Raw genomic sequence first — 14,222 nt, 5'->3', positions numbered from 1 at the left:
CGCCGTACGCGTACGGCGAGCGGGCCGCTCCCCCGCCGCACCGGCGCCCGCCGCCCGTGCGCCCCGCGCCGGACGGGCGGGGGCGGGCGGCAGCTGGCCCTTGAGCGGGCCCCACTCGTTGGGGTCGGGCACACCCGGCGGCAGCATCTGGCGCCGCTTGGGCCCGCCGTGTGCCGCTCCCGCCGCAGGTTCCCCCGGCTCCTTGGCCCCCGGCCACGCCTTGGCGACCCGCGCCGCCAGCACGAAGTCCTTGCGCAGCGGGTGCCCCTCGAAGCTGTCGGGGAGCAGCAGCGGTACGAGGTGGGGGTGGCCGGTGAAGTCCACGCCGAACATCTCGTGGGTCTCGCGCTCGTGCCAGCCCGCGCCCGCGTAGACGCCGACGGCGGTGGGCAGCGCGGCCGCGTCGTGCGGGACGGTGGTGCGCAGCAGGAGGCGGCGTACGGTGCCGGGGCGCGGCACGGACACCACATGGGCGCAGACCCGGAAGCCGGTGCCCGGCTCGTCCACGGCGCTGAGCCAGTCGAAGTAGGTGCAGCCCAGGGTGTCCCGGGCGGCGGTCAGGGCGGTGATCCAGGACGCCGCGGGCACGTCGACGGTCAGGAGGCCGTACGCCTCCTCGGCACCGGCGCCGGGTCCGAAGATCTCCGCGGCGCCAGACGGCAGCCAGCCGACGGGCGGCTGCTCGGGCTGCTCGGGCTGTTCCCGCTGCTCGGACTGCGCGTCCGCGGACGACGGCTCCTCAGGGGTGGCCGGCTCCGGCCGCTGCTCACTCATCGGCCGCCCTCCGCCGCCGCGTCGGTGCCACCGGGCGCCGGTGGCGGCGGGGCGACGAGCCCGCTGCGCAGCGCGGCGGTCGAGGTGCGCGCGGCCGCGTCGGAGGCCCCGGCCCCGTTCGCGTACCGCTCCCCCAGCGACTCGCGGGCGATCTTCTCCTGGAGCTTGAGGATGCCCTGGAGCAGCGCCTCGGGCCGCGGCGGGCAGCCCGGTACGTACACGTCGACGGGGATGATCTGGTCGACGCCCTTGGTGACGGAGTACGAGTCCCAGTAGGGGCCGCCGCAGTTGGAGCAGGCCCCGAAGGAGATGACGTACTTCGGCTCGGGCATCTGCTCGTACAGGCGCTTGACGGCCGGTGCCATCTTGTCCGTGACCGTGCCGGAGACGATCATGAGGTCGGCCTGGCGCGGTCCGGGCGCGAAGGGGATCACGCCGAGCCGGATGAAGTCGTGCCGGGCCATGGAGGCGGCGATGAACTCGATGGCGCAGCAGGCGAGTCCGAAGTTGAAGACCCACAGGCTGTAGCGGCGGCCCCAGTTCAGGACCACCTTCATCGGCTCGGGAGCCAGGCGGGCGAGCGGGCCCAGCCTCCTGGGCTCGGGCAGGAGCTCGGGCTCGGGGGCGGGCTCGGGGGCGGGCTCGGGGGCGGGCTCGGGGGTCACGTCCATTCCAGGACGCCCTTCTTCCATGCGTAGAGCAGGCCGACGGCCAGGAAGCCGAGGAAGATGAACATCTCCACCAGCGTGACGCCGCCGAAGCCGGGCGCCGCGAACACCGTCGCCCAGGGGAACAGGAAGATCGAGTCGACGGCGAAGATGACGTAGAGGAAGGCGTAGACGTAGTAGCGGACCTGGGTGTGCGCCCAGCCCTCGCCGACCGGGTCCACGCCGCATTCGTACGTCAGCAGCTTCTCGGGGGTCGGTACGACGGGCCGCAGCAGCCGCCCGGCCCCGAAGGCCACGGCGACGAAGAGCACGCCGATCACGGCGATGAGCCCGACGACCGAGTAGCCCTGGAAATAGTCCGCGGCGATGGTGGTGCGTACGGTCGCGTCCGGCACGTCCGCCCCTCGCTCCCTGACTGCTCTCGTCCGTCTCGTGCGACGGTGACTTCGACGATTTCCCCGCCGATGTCCGCGCCGGAATCATGGTTTCGCCATGACCTCGGCGTGGCTTCGACGATCTGTACGGACGGGAGTCTAGGCCCTGCCCCGGCCTCACAGGGCAGTCGTGCCACAGGCAAGGTGGGGATATCCCCACTTCGCGCCACCGACGTACCCCATGGCACACGGACGCGCGGCCAGGCAGGCTGACCCATATGACGGAGAGTCCCACCCCCGGTTTCACCAGTTCTTCATATGGCAGCTCCCCCGGCACTTCACCCGGCGATTCCCCCGAAGGCGGGGACAGGCTGCCGCCCCCGCGGGCGGTGTTCGGCGGGCAGACCTGGCGTGAGATCGCTCATCTGCTGTCCAACTTCCCGCTGGATCTGTGTGCCTTTGTGCTGATGGTGCCGCTGCTCGCTGCCGGGTTCGTGCTCTCCGTCACCGTTGTGGGGCTGCCGATGCTGGCTGTCGTGCTGCTGGGGTGCCGGTGGTACGGGAAGGTGGCGCGGGCTCGGGCGCGGGGGTTGCTGGGGGTGCGGGTGGAGGAGCCCAGTGCGGCGCGGGCGGCGGACAAGGGGTTCTTTCCGTGGCTGTGGGCGCGGGTCAAGGACCCGGTCGCCTGGCGGCACGCGCTCTACACCTTCGTACGCCTGCCATGGGTGGTGCTCACCTTCTCCGTCACGCTGATATCGCTCTTCGTGGCCTGGCCGGCGCTGCCGTGGCTGGCGCGGTGGATGTCGAACGTGGACCGGGCGATGGTGCGCGGGCTGCTCTCGCCGGACGACGAGCTGGAGCGGCGGATCGCCGAGCTGGAGTCGGACCGCCGTACGGTCACCGACACCGCGGCCGCCGATCTGCGGCGCATCGAGCGCGATCTGCACGACGGGGCGCAGGCCCGGCTGGTGGCGCTGGCGATGGGGCTGGGTCTGGCCAAGGAGAAGCTGCTGGAGGACCCGGATGCGGCGGCGAAGATGGTGGACGAGGCGCACGGCGAGGTGAAGCTCGCCCTCCAGGAGCTGCGCGATCTCGCCCGGGGCATCCATCCGGCGATCCTCACCGACCGGGGGCTGGGGCCCGCGCTGTCCTCGCTGGCGGGCCGCTGCACGGTCCCGGTCAAGGTCACGGTGGACGTGGCCGAGCGGCCTGCGCCCGCCATCGAGGGCATCGCGTACTTCACCGTCTCCGAGCTGCTGCAGAACGTCTCCAAGCACAGCGCGGCACGCAGCGCGTCCGTGGAGCTGTGGCGGGCGCGCGACCGGCTGATGATCCAGGTGGAGGACGACGGGCGCGGCGGCGCGAGCCTGGGCGGCGGCAGCGGGATGGCGGGGCTGGCGGAGCGGCTGGACTCGGTGGACGGGCTGTTCGTGCTCGACTCCCCGGCCGGCGGGCCGACGCGGGTGACGGCCGAGCTGCCCTGGCGCGAGCGCACCGCGGGCTGAGACGAGAGGCTGCGGCGGGCGGGGCCCGGGCACCGTCCAGCACCCCTTCGGGGGTAGGGAAAACCCCCGGGCGAAGACTGCGACACGCTCCATGGTCCGCAGGCCGCCACTGGCCGACTCTGGATACAGGCCCGGCACAGACACGGCAGAACGGACGACGACGAGATGATGGACATGGCATACGGACCGTACGAACCCCAGCCCCGCCGCTCCCGCGTGCCCATGGCCCTGCGTGCTCCGTTCTCGGGCCGGTCCTGGCGGGAGTTCCTCTATCTCCTGCTCAACCTGCCGGTGGCAGTCCTGCTGTTCGCCTACGCGATCACGATGGTCGCGCTGGGCGCCGGGCTGCTGGTGACCTTCCTCGGGGTGCCGGTGCTGGCGGGCGGGCTGGCCGGCTGCCGGGCGCTGGGCGGGATGGAGCGAATACGGGCCCGGACGCTGCTGGGCATGGAGGTGGCCGACCCCGAGCCGATACGCCCGGCCAAGCCGGGCCTGATGAGCTGGGTCGCCGCCGTCCTGAAAAGCGGGGTCTCCTGGCGCCATCTGCTGTACTGCGTACTGCACTTCCCCTGGGCGGTCTTCGCGTTCGTCACCTCGGTGACCTTCTGGGCCGTCGCCTGGGGGCTGCTGCTGCTCCCCACGTGGTCCTGGATCTTCCCCACCTATCTCGACCAGCCGGGCCTCCAGCTGTTCGGTGACGGCGACACCTACGGCTTCTATGTGGACACCCCCCTCGCGTACGCCGTCACCAGCGCGACCGGGCTGCTGCTGGTGCTGGCCTGGCCGTGGGTGAACCGCGGGCTGACGCAGGTGGACCGGCTGCTGGTCCACGGGCTGCTGAGCCCGTCCGTGCTGGCCACCCGGGTCACGGAACTGGAGTCGGACCGCGGCGTGGTGGTGGACACCGCCGCCGCCGACCTGCGGCGCATCGAGCGCAATCTGCACGACGGGGCACAGGCCCGGCTGGTGGCGCTGGCCATGGACCTGGGCCTGGCCAAGGAGAAGCTGGCCGAGGACCCGCAGGCCGCGGCGAAGATGGTGGACGAGGCGCACGGCGAGGTGAAGCTCGCCCTCCAGGAGCTGCGCGACCTGGCGCGCGGCATCCATCCGGCGATCCTCACCGACCGGGGCCTGGGCCCCGCGCTGTCGGCGCTGGCCGCCCGCTGCTCGGTGCCCGTCACGGTCTCGGCGGATCTGAACAGCCGCCCCGCCGCCGCCATCGAGGGCATCGCGTACTTCACCGTCTCCGAGCTGCTGCAGAACGTCTCCAAGCACGCCCGGGCCCGGTCCGCGACGGTGGATGTGTGGCACAGCGCGGGCCGGCTGATGCTGCTGGTCAAGGACGACGGCGCGGGCGGCGCGCACACCGGCTCCGGCAGCGGCCTGGCCGGTCTGGCCGAGCGGCTGGACGCGGTGGACGGCCTGCTGGTGATCGACTCCCCGCCCGGGGGCCCGACCGCCATCACGGCCGAACTCCCCTGGCGCGCCTAGCCACGCGCCGGCGGTCCGCCCGGCTCTGCGGGCGGACGGTCACTTCACGGCGTACGACGGTGCGGCCCGGCGGCAGCGGGCCGCACCGTCGCGTTCGCATGCCACCGTGCCTGCCCGGCGGCGTCGTACGGGACAGGGCCGCGCGCAGGCGTGCGTGCTCGTACGTCCTCGTACGGGGCCGCGCGCACCCGTACGGAAGCGGGCGGGGTCGTACGGCCAAGGACCGAGGTGGGGTGGGTGTGCCGGGAGCGGAACTGGAGTTATCCACAAGGCTCCACGGCTTGGCGACGCGGTCGTCCGAATCCTGGGATGCTGGAGGCATCGAACAGGAGCTGGGGGGCCGGACATCGTGGAGGACAGGGTGCGGGTGGTCATCGCCGAGGATTCGGTGCTGCTTCGAGAGGGCCTGACGCGGCTGTTGACCGACAGGGGGCACGACGTGGTCGCCGGGGTGGGCGATGCGGATGCGCTGATCAAGGAGATCCAGGCGCTCGCCGGGGCGGGCGAGCTGCCGGATGTGGTGGTGGCGGATGTGCGGATGCCGCCGACGCACACCGACGAGGGGGTACGGGCCGCGGTGCGACTGCGGCGCGACTACCCCGACCTGGGAGTTCTGGTCCTGTCGCAGTACGTCGAGGAGCAGTACGCGACGGAGTTGCTGGCGGGTTCGAGCCGAGGTGTCGGCTACCTCCTCAAGGACCGGGTAGCCGAGGTGCGTGAATTCGTCGACGCGGTGGTCCGGGTCGCCCAGGGCGGCACCGCACTGGACCCCGAAGTGGTCGCTCAGCTGCTGGGCCGCAGCCGCAAGCAGGACGTCCTGGCCATCCTCACCCCGCGCGAGCGGGAAGTGCTGGGGCTGATGGCCGAGGGCCGGACGAACTCCGCGATCGCACGCCAGCTGGTGGTCAGCGACGGCGCGGTGGAAAAACACGTCAGCAACATCTTCCTCAAGCTCGGCCTTTCGCAGAGTGACGGGGATCACCGACGTGTACTGGCCGTTCTCACCTACCTCAACTCCTGAGAATCTGATGACTGTTCAGATGTGCAGGCCAAGGGCTGTACCAGCCATATCGCAGACTTTGGGCGTAGAACCAATGTCTGAGTCGAGAGCGTCTTAGAGATGGGGCGCTGGGGGGCGGTTTATTTCATGACAGAGCAGGTCAAAAGGGCGTCTCATGCCCGGTTCCACGATGCGATCAACCCCGGGAAGGCCACCCTTACCCACGTACGATGGCCGTGGGACAACCGGTCGGCACGACACATCCCGAGCCACCGCTTTGAGGGAGGTCCGAAGCAGTGACCAGCCAGGTCAGTAGCCCAACCGAGCAGGCCGACGGAGCGCTCGTCGCAGGGCAGCGCGCATCCGCCGACGGCAACGGCGGCAAAGAGGTCCGCAAGCTGGATCGGGTGATCATCCGGTTCGCGGGGGACTCCGGTGACGGCATGCAGCTCACGGGCGACCGGTTCACGTCCGAAACCGCGTCGTTCGGCAATGACCTGTCGACGCTGCCGAATTTCCCCGCCGAGATCCGGGCCCCTGCCGGAACCCTGCCCGGTGTCTCCAGTTTCCAGCTGCATTTCGCCGACCACGACATCCTCACGCCCGGGGACGCGCCCAATGTCCTGGTGGCGATGAATCCCGCGGCGCTGAAGGCGAATCTGGCGGACGTTCCGCGCGGCGCCGAGATCATCGTCAACACCGACGAGTTCACCAAGCGCCCGATGGCCAAGGTCGGCTACGCCACCAGCCCGCTGGAGGACGGGTCGCTGGAAGGCTACAACGTCCACCCCGTCCCGCTGACGACGCTGACGATCGAGGCGCTCAAGGAGTTCGGGCTCTCCCGCAAGGAGGCCGAGCGCTCCAAGAACATGTTCGCGCTGGGCCTGCTGTCGTGGATGTACCACCGCCCCACCGAGGGCACCGAGAAGTTCCTGCGGGCCAAGTTCGCCAAGAAGCCGAACATCGCCGAGGCCAATGTGGCGGCCTTCCGCGCGGGCTGGAACTTCGGCGAGACCACCGAGGACTTCGCCGTCTCCTACGAGGTCGCGCCGGCCACCACCGCGTTCCCGACCGGCGTCTACCGCAACATCTCCGGCAACCTGGCGCTGTCCTACGGGCTGATCGCCGCCGGCAAGCAGGCGGACCTGCCGCTGTACCTGGGCTCGTACCCCATCACCCCGGCCTCCGACATCCTGCACGAGCTCTCCCGGCACAAGAACTTCGGCGTGCGCACCTTCCAGGCCGAGGACGAGATCGCGGGCATCGGCGCGGCGCTGGGCGCGGCGTTCGGCGGCGCGCTGGCGGTCACCACCACCTCGGGCCCGGGCGTGGCGCTGAAGTCGGAGACGATCGGCCTGGCCGTCAGCCTGGAGCTGCCGCTGCTGATCGTGGACATCCAGCGCGGCGGCCCCTCCACGGGCCTGCCCACCAAGACCGAGCAGGCCGACCTGCTCCAGGCGATGTACGGGCGCAACGGCGAGGCCCCGGTGCCGATCGTGGCGCCCAAGACCCCGGCGGACTGCTTCGACGCGGCCATCGACGCGGCGCGGATCGCGCTGACCTACCGCACCCCGGTCTTCCTGCTCTCCGACGGCTACCTGGCCAACGGCTCCGAGCCCTGGCGCATCCCGGAGGTCGACGAACTGCCCGACCTGCGCGTGCAGTTCGCCACCGGACCCAACCACACGCTGGCCGACGGCACCGAGGTCTTCTGGCCCTACAAGCGCGACGAGCACACCCTGGCCCGCCCGTGGGCGGTGCCGGGCACGCCGGGCCTGGAACACCGTATCGGCGGCATCGAGAAGCAGGACGGCACGGGCAACATCTCCTACGACCCGGCCAACCACGACTTCATGGTCCGCACCCGCCAGGCCAAGATCGACGGCATCCAGGTGCCCGACCTCCAGGTCGAGGACCCCTCGGGCCGGGCCAACACCCTGGTGCTGGGCTGGGGTTCGACCTACGGCCCCATCACCGCGGCGGTACGCCGGGTCCGCGCCGCCGGCGACCAGGTCGCCCAGGCCCACCTGCGCCATCTCAACCCCTTCCCGGCCAACCTCGGCGAGGTCCTGGCCGCCTACGACAAGGTCGTCGTCCCGGAGATGAACCTGGGACAGCTGGCCACCTTGCTGCGCGCCAAGTACCTCGTGGACACCCGCTCCTACACCCAGGTCAGCGGGATGCCGTTCAAGGCCGAGCAACTCGCGGAGGTCTTTAAGGAGGCCATCAATGACTGAGACGATCTCGGAGGGAACCTCCACGATCGAGGCGCTTTCCCTGGTCCCCAAGGCCGAGGCCAAGCAGTCCATGAAGGACTTCAAGTCCGATCAGGAAGTGCGCTGGTGCCCCGGCTGCGGTGACTACGCCATCCTCGCCGCCGTGCAGGGCTTCATGCCCGAACTCGGGCTGGCCAAGGAGAACATCGTCTTCGTCTCCGGGATCGGCTGCTCCAGCCGCTTCCCGTACTACATGAACACCTACGGGATGCACTCCATCCACGGCCGCGCCCCGGCCATCGCCTCGGGACTGGCCTCCTCCCGCCGCGATCTGTCGGTGTGGGTGGTCACCGGCGACGGAGACGCCCTCTCCATCGGCGGCAACCACCTCATCCACGCGCTGCGCCGCAATGTGAACCTCAAGATCCTGCTGTTCAACAACCGGATCTACGGCCTGACCAAGGGCCAGTACTCCCCGACCTCCGAGGTCGGCAAGATCACCAAGTCGACGCCGATGGGCTCGCTGGACGCGCCCTTCAACCCCGTCTCCCTCGCGATCGGCGCCGAGGCGAGCTTTGTGGCCCGGACCGTGGACTCCGACCGCAAGCACCTGACCCAGGTGCTGCGCGAGGCCGCCGCCCACCCCGGCACCGCCCTGGTGGAGATCTACCAGAACTGCAACATCTTCAACGACGGCGCCTTCGAGGTCCTCAAGGACAAGCAGCAGGCCGAGGAGGCCGTCATCCGCCTCGAGCACGGCAAGCCCATCCGCTTCGGCAGGCCCTTCGCCGAGGAGGACGGCGGCGACGGCCTGGGCTCCAAGGGCGTGGTGCGCGATCCGGCCACCGGCGACCTGCGGGTCATCGACGTGACGAAGGAAGGGGCCGCGGCGGTGCTCGTCCACGACGCGCACAATCCCTCCCCCACCACCGCCTTCGCCCTCTCGCGCCTGGCCGACGCCGACACCCTGCACCACACGCCCATCGGCGTGCTGCGCAGCGTGGACCGCCCGGTCTACGACACCGAGATGAGCGACCAGCTGGACGCCGCCATCGAGCACAAGGGCAAGGGCGACCTCGCCACCCTCCTCGCGGGCAACGACACCTGGACCGTGGTCGGGTAGCGGCCCGAGCCGCACCATAAGCCCACGGGCCGCAGCGGGTGCCCGTACGGACGTCGGACGACTTTCCGTACGGGCACCCGTCGGCGTGTGCGCAGGTCATGGGCCCGGTGACGGTGCCGAGGAGTACGTCATGACCGTATATCGATACGCGCATGACAGCCGGGGCCGACCGGCGCTACCTTCGTAGCGTCCACGCACCACCCCGGGAGGGCCACCGTGCAGCCTCAGAGCGAACAGCGCGCAGGACTGGCCTACGGCCTCGCCGCCTACTGCATGTGGGGCCTGCTCCCGCTGTACTGGCACCAGTTGGACTCCGTCGCCCCCGTCGAGATCCTGGCCCACCGCATGCTGTGGTCCCTGCCGGTGGCGCTGGTGATCCTGGCCGTCATGCGCCGCTGGGCCTGGATACGCCCGCTGCTGCGCCAGCCCAAGAGGCTCGCCCTGATCCTGCTGGCCGCCACGGTGATCTCCGGCAACTGGTTCCTCTACATCTGGGCGGTCAACGCCGGGCACGTCCTGGAGGCCTCGCTCGGCTACTTCATCAACCCGCTGGTCAGCATCGCCTTCGGCGTACTGGTGCTGCGCGAGCGGCTGCGGCCCCTGCAGTGGACGGCGGTGGGCGTGGGCGCGGTGGCCGTCGTCGTCATGACGGTCGCCTACGGCAAGGTGCCCTGGATCGCGCTCGGACTGGCGCTGTCCTTCGCCACGTACGGACTGGTCAAGAAGGGCATCAAGCTCGACGGCATCGAGGGCTTCACCGCCGAGACGGTGGTGCAGTTCCTGCCCGCCCTGGGCTTCTTGGTCTTCCTCGGCGCCCGCGGCGAGTCCGGGTTCACCTCCGGCGGCCCCGGCACCGCCCTGCTGCTGGCCGCCTGCGGGCTGGCCACCGCCGTTCCGCTGATCGCCTTCGGCGCGGCCGCGGTACGGCTGCCGCTGACCACGACCGGAATGCTCCAGTACCTGGCCCCGACCTTCCAGTTCGTCCTCGGGCTCGTGGTCTTCCACGAGGAGATGCCGCCCGAGCGGTGGGCCGGCTTCGCGCTGGTGTGGGTGGCGCTGGCGCTGCTGACCTGGGACGCGCTGCGTACCGCGCACCGGGGGCGCGCCGAGCTGGCCGAGGCGGCGGCGCAGGCCTCGCAGAAGCAGGCGGCGGCGCGGGAAGCGGAACCGAAGGCGACGGCGTAGCGGGACCGATGGCGAGGGCGTCCTGGGCGTCTCGACTGCCGTGACCGCTTCGGCCCGCAGGGTCCGAGCGCCGCATTCCGCTCGGCCGTCCGATGAGGGGGACGGTCGATAACCGGCACCACGTGTCCGGTTTCCGTCTTGCCAACGGGGCGTACCGCCCCGACGATCGGCTTCGCGTCACGCTCGATCCGTCCCATTCCCATACGGAATCCGGAGACCCCTCATGTCATCGAACGCCGAAAGACGCACCGCCGAAACCCCCCGAAGATCCTGGTCGCGCCAGGCCGCGACCGCCGCGGCAGCGGCCGGCGCACTGGTCCTGGGACTGCTCGCCGCGGCCCCTGCCGCCTCAGCCACCACCGCTGCCACTCCCCACACCCCGGCAGCAGCCACCCCGACCGTCGCCGCGCCCGACATCCCCGTGGCCAACGTCAAAGCCCATCTGAGCCAGCTCCAGTCGATCGCCTCCGCCAACGGCGGCAACCGCGCCCACGGCCGGGCCGGATACCGCGCCTCGATCGACTTCATCAAGGGCAAGCTGGATGCGGCCGGCTACACCACCACCCTCCAGCAGTTCACCACCAGCGGCGCCACCGGCTGGAACCTCATAGCCGACTGGCCCGGCGGCGACCCCAACCAGGTCCTGATGGCCGGCTCGCACCTGGACTCCGTCAGCGCGGGGCCCGGCATCAACGACAACGGCTCCGGCTCGGCCGGGGTGCTGGAGACCGCGCTCGCCGTGGCCCGCGAGGGCCTCAAGCCCCAAAAGCACCTGCGCTTCGGCTGGTGGGGCGCCGAGGAGCTGGGGATGCGCGGCTCCACGTACTACGTCAACAGCCTTCCCGGCACCGAGCGTTCGAAGATCAGCGGCTATCTGAACTTCGACATGATCGGCTCGCCCAACCCCGGCTACTTCGTCTACGACGACGACCGGGAGCTGGAGGGCGTCTTCAAGAGCTTCTTCGCCGGCAAGAACGTCCCCACCGAGATCGAGACCCAGGGCGACGGGCGCTCCGACCACGCGCCGTTCAAGAACGCCGGGGTGCGCGTCGGCGGCCTGTTCACCGGCGCCGAGGGCCGTAAGACCGCGGCACAGGCGCAGAAGTGGGGCGGCACGGCCGGGCAGGCCTTCGACCGCTGCTACCACTCCTCCTGCGACACCACCGCGAACATCAACGACACCGCCCTGGACCGCAACAGCGACGCCATCGCGCACGCGATCTGGACCGTCGGCGGCACCGGCACCCCGCCGGGCGGCACCGTCTTCGAGAACACCGCCGATGTGCAGATCCCGGACGCGGGCACCGCGGTGACCTCGCCGATCGACGTCACCGGGCGCACCGGCAACGCTCCCGCCACCCTCAAGGTCGGCGTGGACATCAAGCACAGCTACCGCGGGGACCTGGCCATCGACCTGGTCGGGCCGGGCGGGACCACGTACCGGCTGAAGAACTCCAGCGGTTCGGACTCGGCGCCCGACGTGGTCGAGACCTACACCGTGGACGCCTCCAGCCAGCTCGCCAACGGCTCCTGGAAGCTGCGGGTGCAGGACCTGGCCGCGCAGGACAGCGGCTACATCGACAGCTGGAAGCTCACCTTCTGAACGGCGCTGCCGCAAGGCTCAGGTTCTGAGCGCAAGGCTCGGTTTCCGAGCGCAAGGCTCGGTCTCCGAGCGTAGAGCTCGGTTTCCGATCGGCGCTCCCGTAGAGCTCAGCTCCTGAAGCACACGGGTTGCGCAGGTGATCCACGCGACGCGGGGCATCAGGCCGTGATGTCCCGCGTCGTGAACCGCGCCCACGCCGCCGAGCCGAAGACCAGTGCGTACAGCGCCTGCAGGCCCAGATTCCGCTGGATCTGGTCCCAGTAGACGGGGTCGCGCAGCAGGTCGGCGAAGGACAGCCAGTAGTGCGGGAAGAGGTAGGGCTGGATGGCGTGCAGCTGCGGGATGGTGTCCAGGATCTGCACGGTGATCAGCAGGCCGACGGTGGTGGCCATGGCCGCGATGCCGCTGCTGGTGAGCGTGGAGACGAACAGGCCCAGCGCCGCCACGCCGATCAGCGAGAGCGCCACCACGGCGGCGACCCCCAGCGCGCGCAGCAGCCCGTCGCCGAAGGACACGGTCGTACCGGAGAGCAGGGTGACCTCGCCCAGCGGGAAAAGCAGCGCGCCGGTGGCCAGCGCCGAGAGGGCCACGACCAGGGTGCCCAGGGCGCAGAAGACCATGGTGGTGGCGTACTTGACCAGCAGCAGGCGGGTACGGCCCGCGGGCGCCACCAGCAGATAGCGCAGGGTGCCGTTGTGGGCCTCGCCCGCGACCGCGTCGCCCGCGATCACCCCGATCGCCATCGGGAGGAAGAAGGGCAGCGTCGCGGCGAGGGAGGTGAAGACCAGGAAGAGGCCGTTGTTGGTGACCTGGGAGATGAAGGCCGGTCCGCCGCTCGGCCCGCCGCCCCCGCCGTCGTCACCGGTCTCGATCTTTACGGCGATCCCGACCAGGACCGGTACGCCCGCCAGCACGGCCAGCAGCGCGAGGGTGCGCCAGCGCCTGAGGGTGATGGCGATCTCGCTGCGCAGCAGGCCGAGGGACCACAGGGGGCTCGGTTTGGCGCCGCGGCCCGATGCCGCTGCGGGGGCTGCGTCCGCGAGCACCGCGGCCCGTCGCGCATCGGCCTTGGCCCTCGTCTCAGCCCGCGACATCGAAGCCCTCCCCGGTGAGTTGTACGAAGACGTCCTCCAGGGAGGCCTGTTCGGTGCCGAAGGCCCGCACGCGTACGTCCGCGCGGACGAGTGCGGCGTTGAGGTCGGCGAGGTCCGGGGGCGGGGCGGGCGCCGGTGGCGGGGCGGCGGGCGCGGGGAGTTCGCCGGTCACCCGCTCGTCCAGGACGACGAGGTCACTGACGCCGTGCTCCTTCAGGACGCGGACCGCCTCCGCGGTGTCGGGTGTGGTCACGGCCAGCCGGCCGCGGGTGCCGCGGGAGAGGTCGGCGACCGTGCCCTGGGTGATCAGGCGGCCCCTGGCCATCACCGCGGCGTGGGTGCAGACCTGCTCGATCTCGTCCAGGAGGTGGGAGGAGAGGAAGACGGTGGTGCCGTCGGCCGCCAACTCCCTTATCAGCGTGCGGATCTCGCGCATGCCCTGCGGGTCCAGGCCGTTGGTCGGCTCGTCCAGGACCAGCAGGTCGCGGGGCCTGAGCAGGGCGGCGGCCAGGCCGAGGCGCTGCTTCATGCCCAGGGAGTAGGCGCGGGCCTTCTTGCCGGCCGCGGCGGCCAGGCCCACCCGGTCCAGGGCCGTGGCGACCCGCCGGACGCGGGTGCGGGGGTCGGCGGTGGGGTCGGCGGCGTCGTAGCGCAGGAGGTTGTCCCGGCCGTTGAGGAAGCCGTACAGGGCCGGTCCCTCGATGAGGGCGCCGACCCTGGGCAGTACGCGGCGGGCGGCCCGTGGCATCGGCTCGCCCAGCAGCCGGGCGGTGCCCGAGGTCGGCTCGATCAGCCCCATCAGCATGCGGATGGTGGTGGTCTTGCCGGAGCCGTTGGGGCCGAGGAAACCGAAGACGCTGCCGCGCGGGACGCGCAGGTCCAGCTCCGCCACGGCCCGCTGGCCGCCGCGGTAGACCTTGGTCAGGCCGCGGGTCTCGATGACGTGGTCGGCCGGCCTACTGCCGCCTGCGGTGCCGCCTGCGGTGCCGCCTGCGGCAGGGGCACCGGGCGTGCGGTCCCCGCTCCCCGCTCCCCCGGCGGCGCGCTCCCGGTCCTCGGCGGACGGCTCTCCCATCGGGTCCCCCAGATTCGCTCGTATACGGGCGCTCCCACTCGTGTACGGACAGTCTCGCTCGTATACGGGCGCTCCCGCTCGCTTACGGGCACTCCCGCTCGGCTACGGGCGCGG

12 protein-coding genes are annotated in these 14,222 nt (G+C 71.1%); 7 read left to right on the top strand and 5 right to left on the bottom strand.

All coding sequences use genetic code 11. The features are described from left to right. The 3 genes from AC4IJH_RS25790 to AC4IJH_RS25780 form a co-directional block, all read right to left on the bottom strand. On the bottom strand, positions 1 to 774 hold a 774-nt coding region (locus AC4IJH_RS25790; RefSeq protein ID WP_490854235.1), incomplete at its 3' end, for an NADH-quinone oxidoreductase subunit C. Next, positions 771 to 1,445, bottom strand: coding sequence for an NADH-quinone oxidoreductase subunit B (locus AC4IJH_RS25785; protein ID WP_490854234.1), 675 nt, complete (start codon positions 1,443 to 1,445; stop codon positions 771 to 773). The genes AC4IJH_RS25785 and AC4IJH_RS25790, both read right to left, overlap by 4 nt. Beyond that, positions 1,436 to 1,837: an NADH-quinone oxidoreductase subunit A gene (locus tag AC4IJH_RS25780; RefSeq protein WP_490854233.1), complete on the bottom strand. Its 402-nt coding sequence runs from the start codon at positions 1,835 to 1,837 to the stop codon at positions 1,436 to 1,438. The genes AC4IJH_RS25785 and AC4IJH_RS25780 overlap by 10 nt, the downstream gene beginning before the upstream one ends. A gap of 257 nt (positions 1,838 to 2,094) precedes the next feature. On the opposite strand from AC4IJH_RS25780, the gene AC4IJH_RS25775 reads away from it, so the two are divergent. The 7 genes from AC4IJH_RS25775 (at position 2,095) to AC4IJH_RS25745 (ending at position 11,939) form a co-directional block, all read left to right on the top strand. Next, the gene (locus tag AC4IJH_RS25775; protein ID WP_490854232.1) at positions 2,095 to 3,321 is read left to right on the top strand and encodes a sensor histidine kinase; all 1,227 of its coding nucleotides are present in this window, start codon (positions 2,095 to 2,097) and stop codon (positions 3,319 to 3,321) included. Between the two features lie 168 nt (positions 3,322 to 3,489). Next, positions 3,490 to 4,812, top strand: a complete 1,323-nt coding sequence (locus AC4IJH_RS25770) for a sensor histidine kinase (RefSeq protein WP_490854241.1) — start codon at positions 3,490 to 3,492, stop codon at positions 4,810 to 4,812. Between the two features lie 361 nt (positions 4,813 to 5,173). Then, on the top strand, positions 5,174 to 5,833 hold the full coding sequence (locus AC4IJH_RS25765; protein ID WP_490854240.1) for a LuxR C-terminal-related transcriptional regulator: 660 nt from the start codon (positions 5,174 to 5,176) through the stop codon (positions 5,831 to 5,833). 275 nt (positions 5,834 to 6,108) lie between these two features. Beyond that, on the top strand, positions 6,109 to 8,049 hold the full coding sequence (locus tag AC4IJH_RS25760) for a 2-oxoacid:acceptor oxidoreductase subunit alpha (protein WP_490854231.1): 1,941 nt from the start codon (positions 6,109 to 6,111) through the stop codon (positions 8,047 to 8,049). Next, a complete protein-coding gene (locus AC4IJH_RS25755; RefSeq protein ID WP_490854230.1) occupies positions 8,042 to 9,151 on the top strand; it encodes a 2-oxoacid:ferredoxin oxidoreductase subunit beta in 1,110 nt (369 codons plus the stop codon). Before AC4IJH_RS25760 ends, AC4IJH_RS25755 begins: the two co-directional genes overlap by 8 nt. Before the next feature lie 216 nt (positions 9,152 to 9,367). After that, a complete protein-coding gene (gene rarD, locus AC4IJH_RS25750; RefSeq protein WP_490854229.1) occupies positions 9,368 to 10,336 on the top strand; it encodes an EamA family transporter RarD in 969 nt (322 codons plus the stop codon). A 223-nt stretch (positions 10,337 to 10,559) separates the two neighbouring features. Further along, a complete protein-coding gene (locus AC4IJH_RS25745) occupies positions 10,560 to 11,939 on the top strand; it encodes a M28 family metallopeptidase (RefSeq protein ID WP_490854228.1) in 1,380 nt (459 codons plus the stop codon). 158 nt (positions 11,940 to 12,097) lie between these two features. Here AC4IJH_RS25745 and AC4IJH_RS25740 read toward each other — a convergent pair whose 3' ends face one another. Together AC4IJH_RS25740 and AC4IJH_RS25735 are read right to left on the bottom strand one after the other, a co-directional pair. Further along, on the bottom strand, positions 12,098 to 13,033 hold the full coding sequence (locus tag AC4IJH_RS25740; protein WP_490854227.1) for an ABC transporter permease: 936 nt from the start codon (positions 13,031 to 13,033) through the stop codon (positions 12,098 to 12,100). Continuing rightward, on the bottom strand, positions 13,020 to 14,108 hold the full coding sequence (locus AC4IJH_RS25735; RefSeq protein ID WP_490854226.1) for an ABC transporter ATP-binding protein: 1,089 nt from the start codon (positions 14,106 to 14,108) through the stop codon (positions 13,020 to 13,022). The genes AC4IJH_RS25740 and AC4IJH_RS25735 overlap by 14 nt, the downstream gene beginning before the upstream one ends. Positions 14,109 to 14,222 lie beyond the last annotated feature (114 nt).

It is taken from the genome of Streptomyces sp. UF-297, assembly GCF_058245575.1.
The sequence above is the reverse complement of the archived record's forward strand: the minus strand, read 5'-3'. Positions and strand labels throughout refer to the sequence as shown.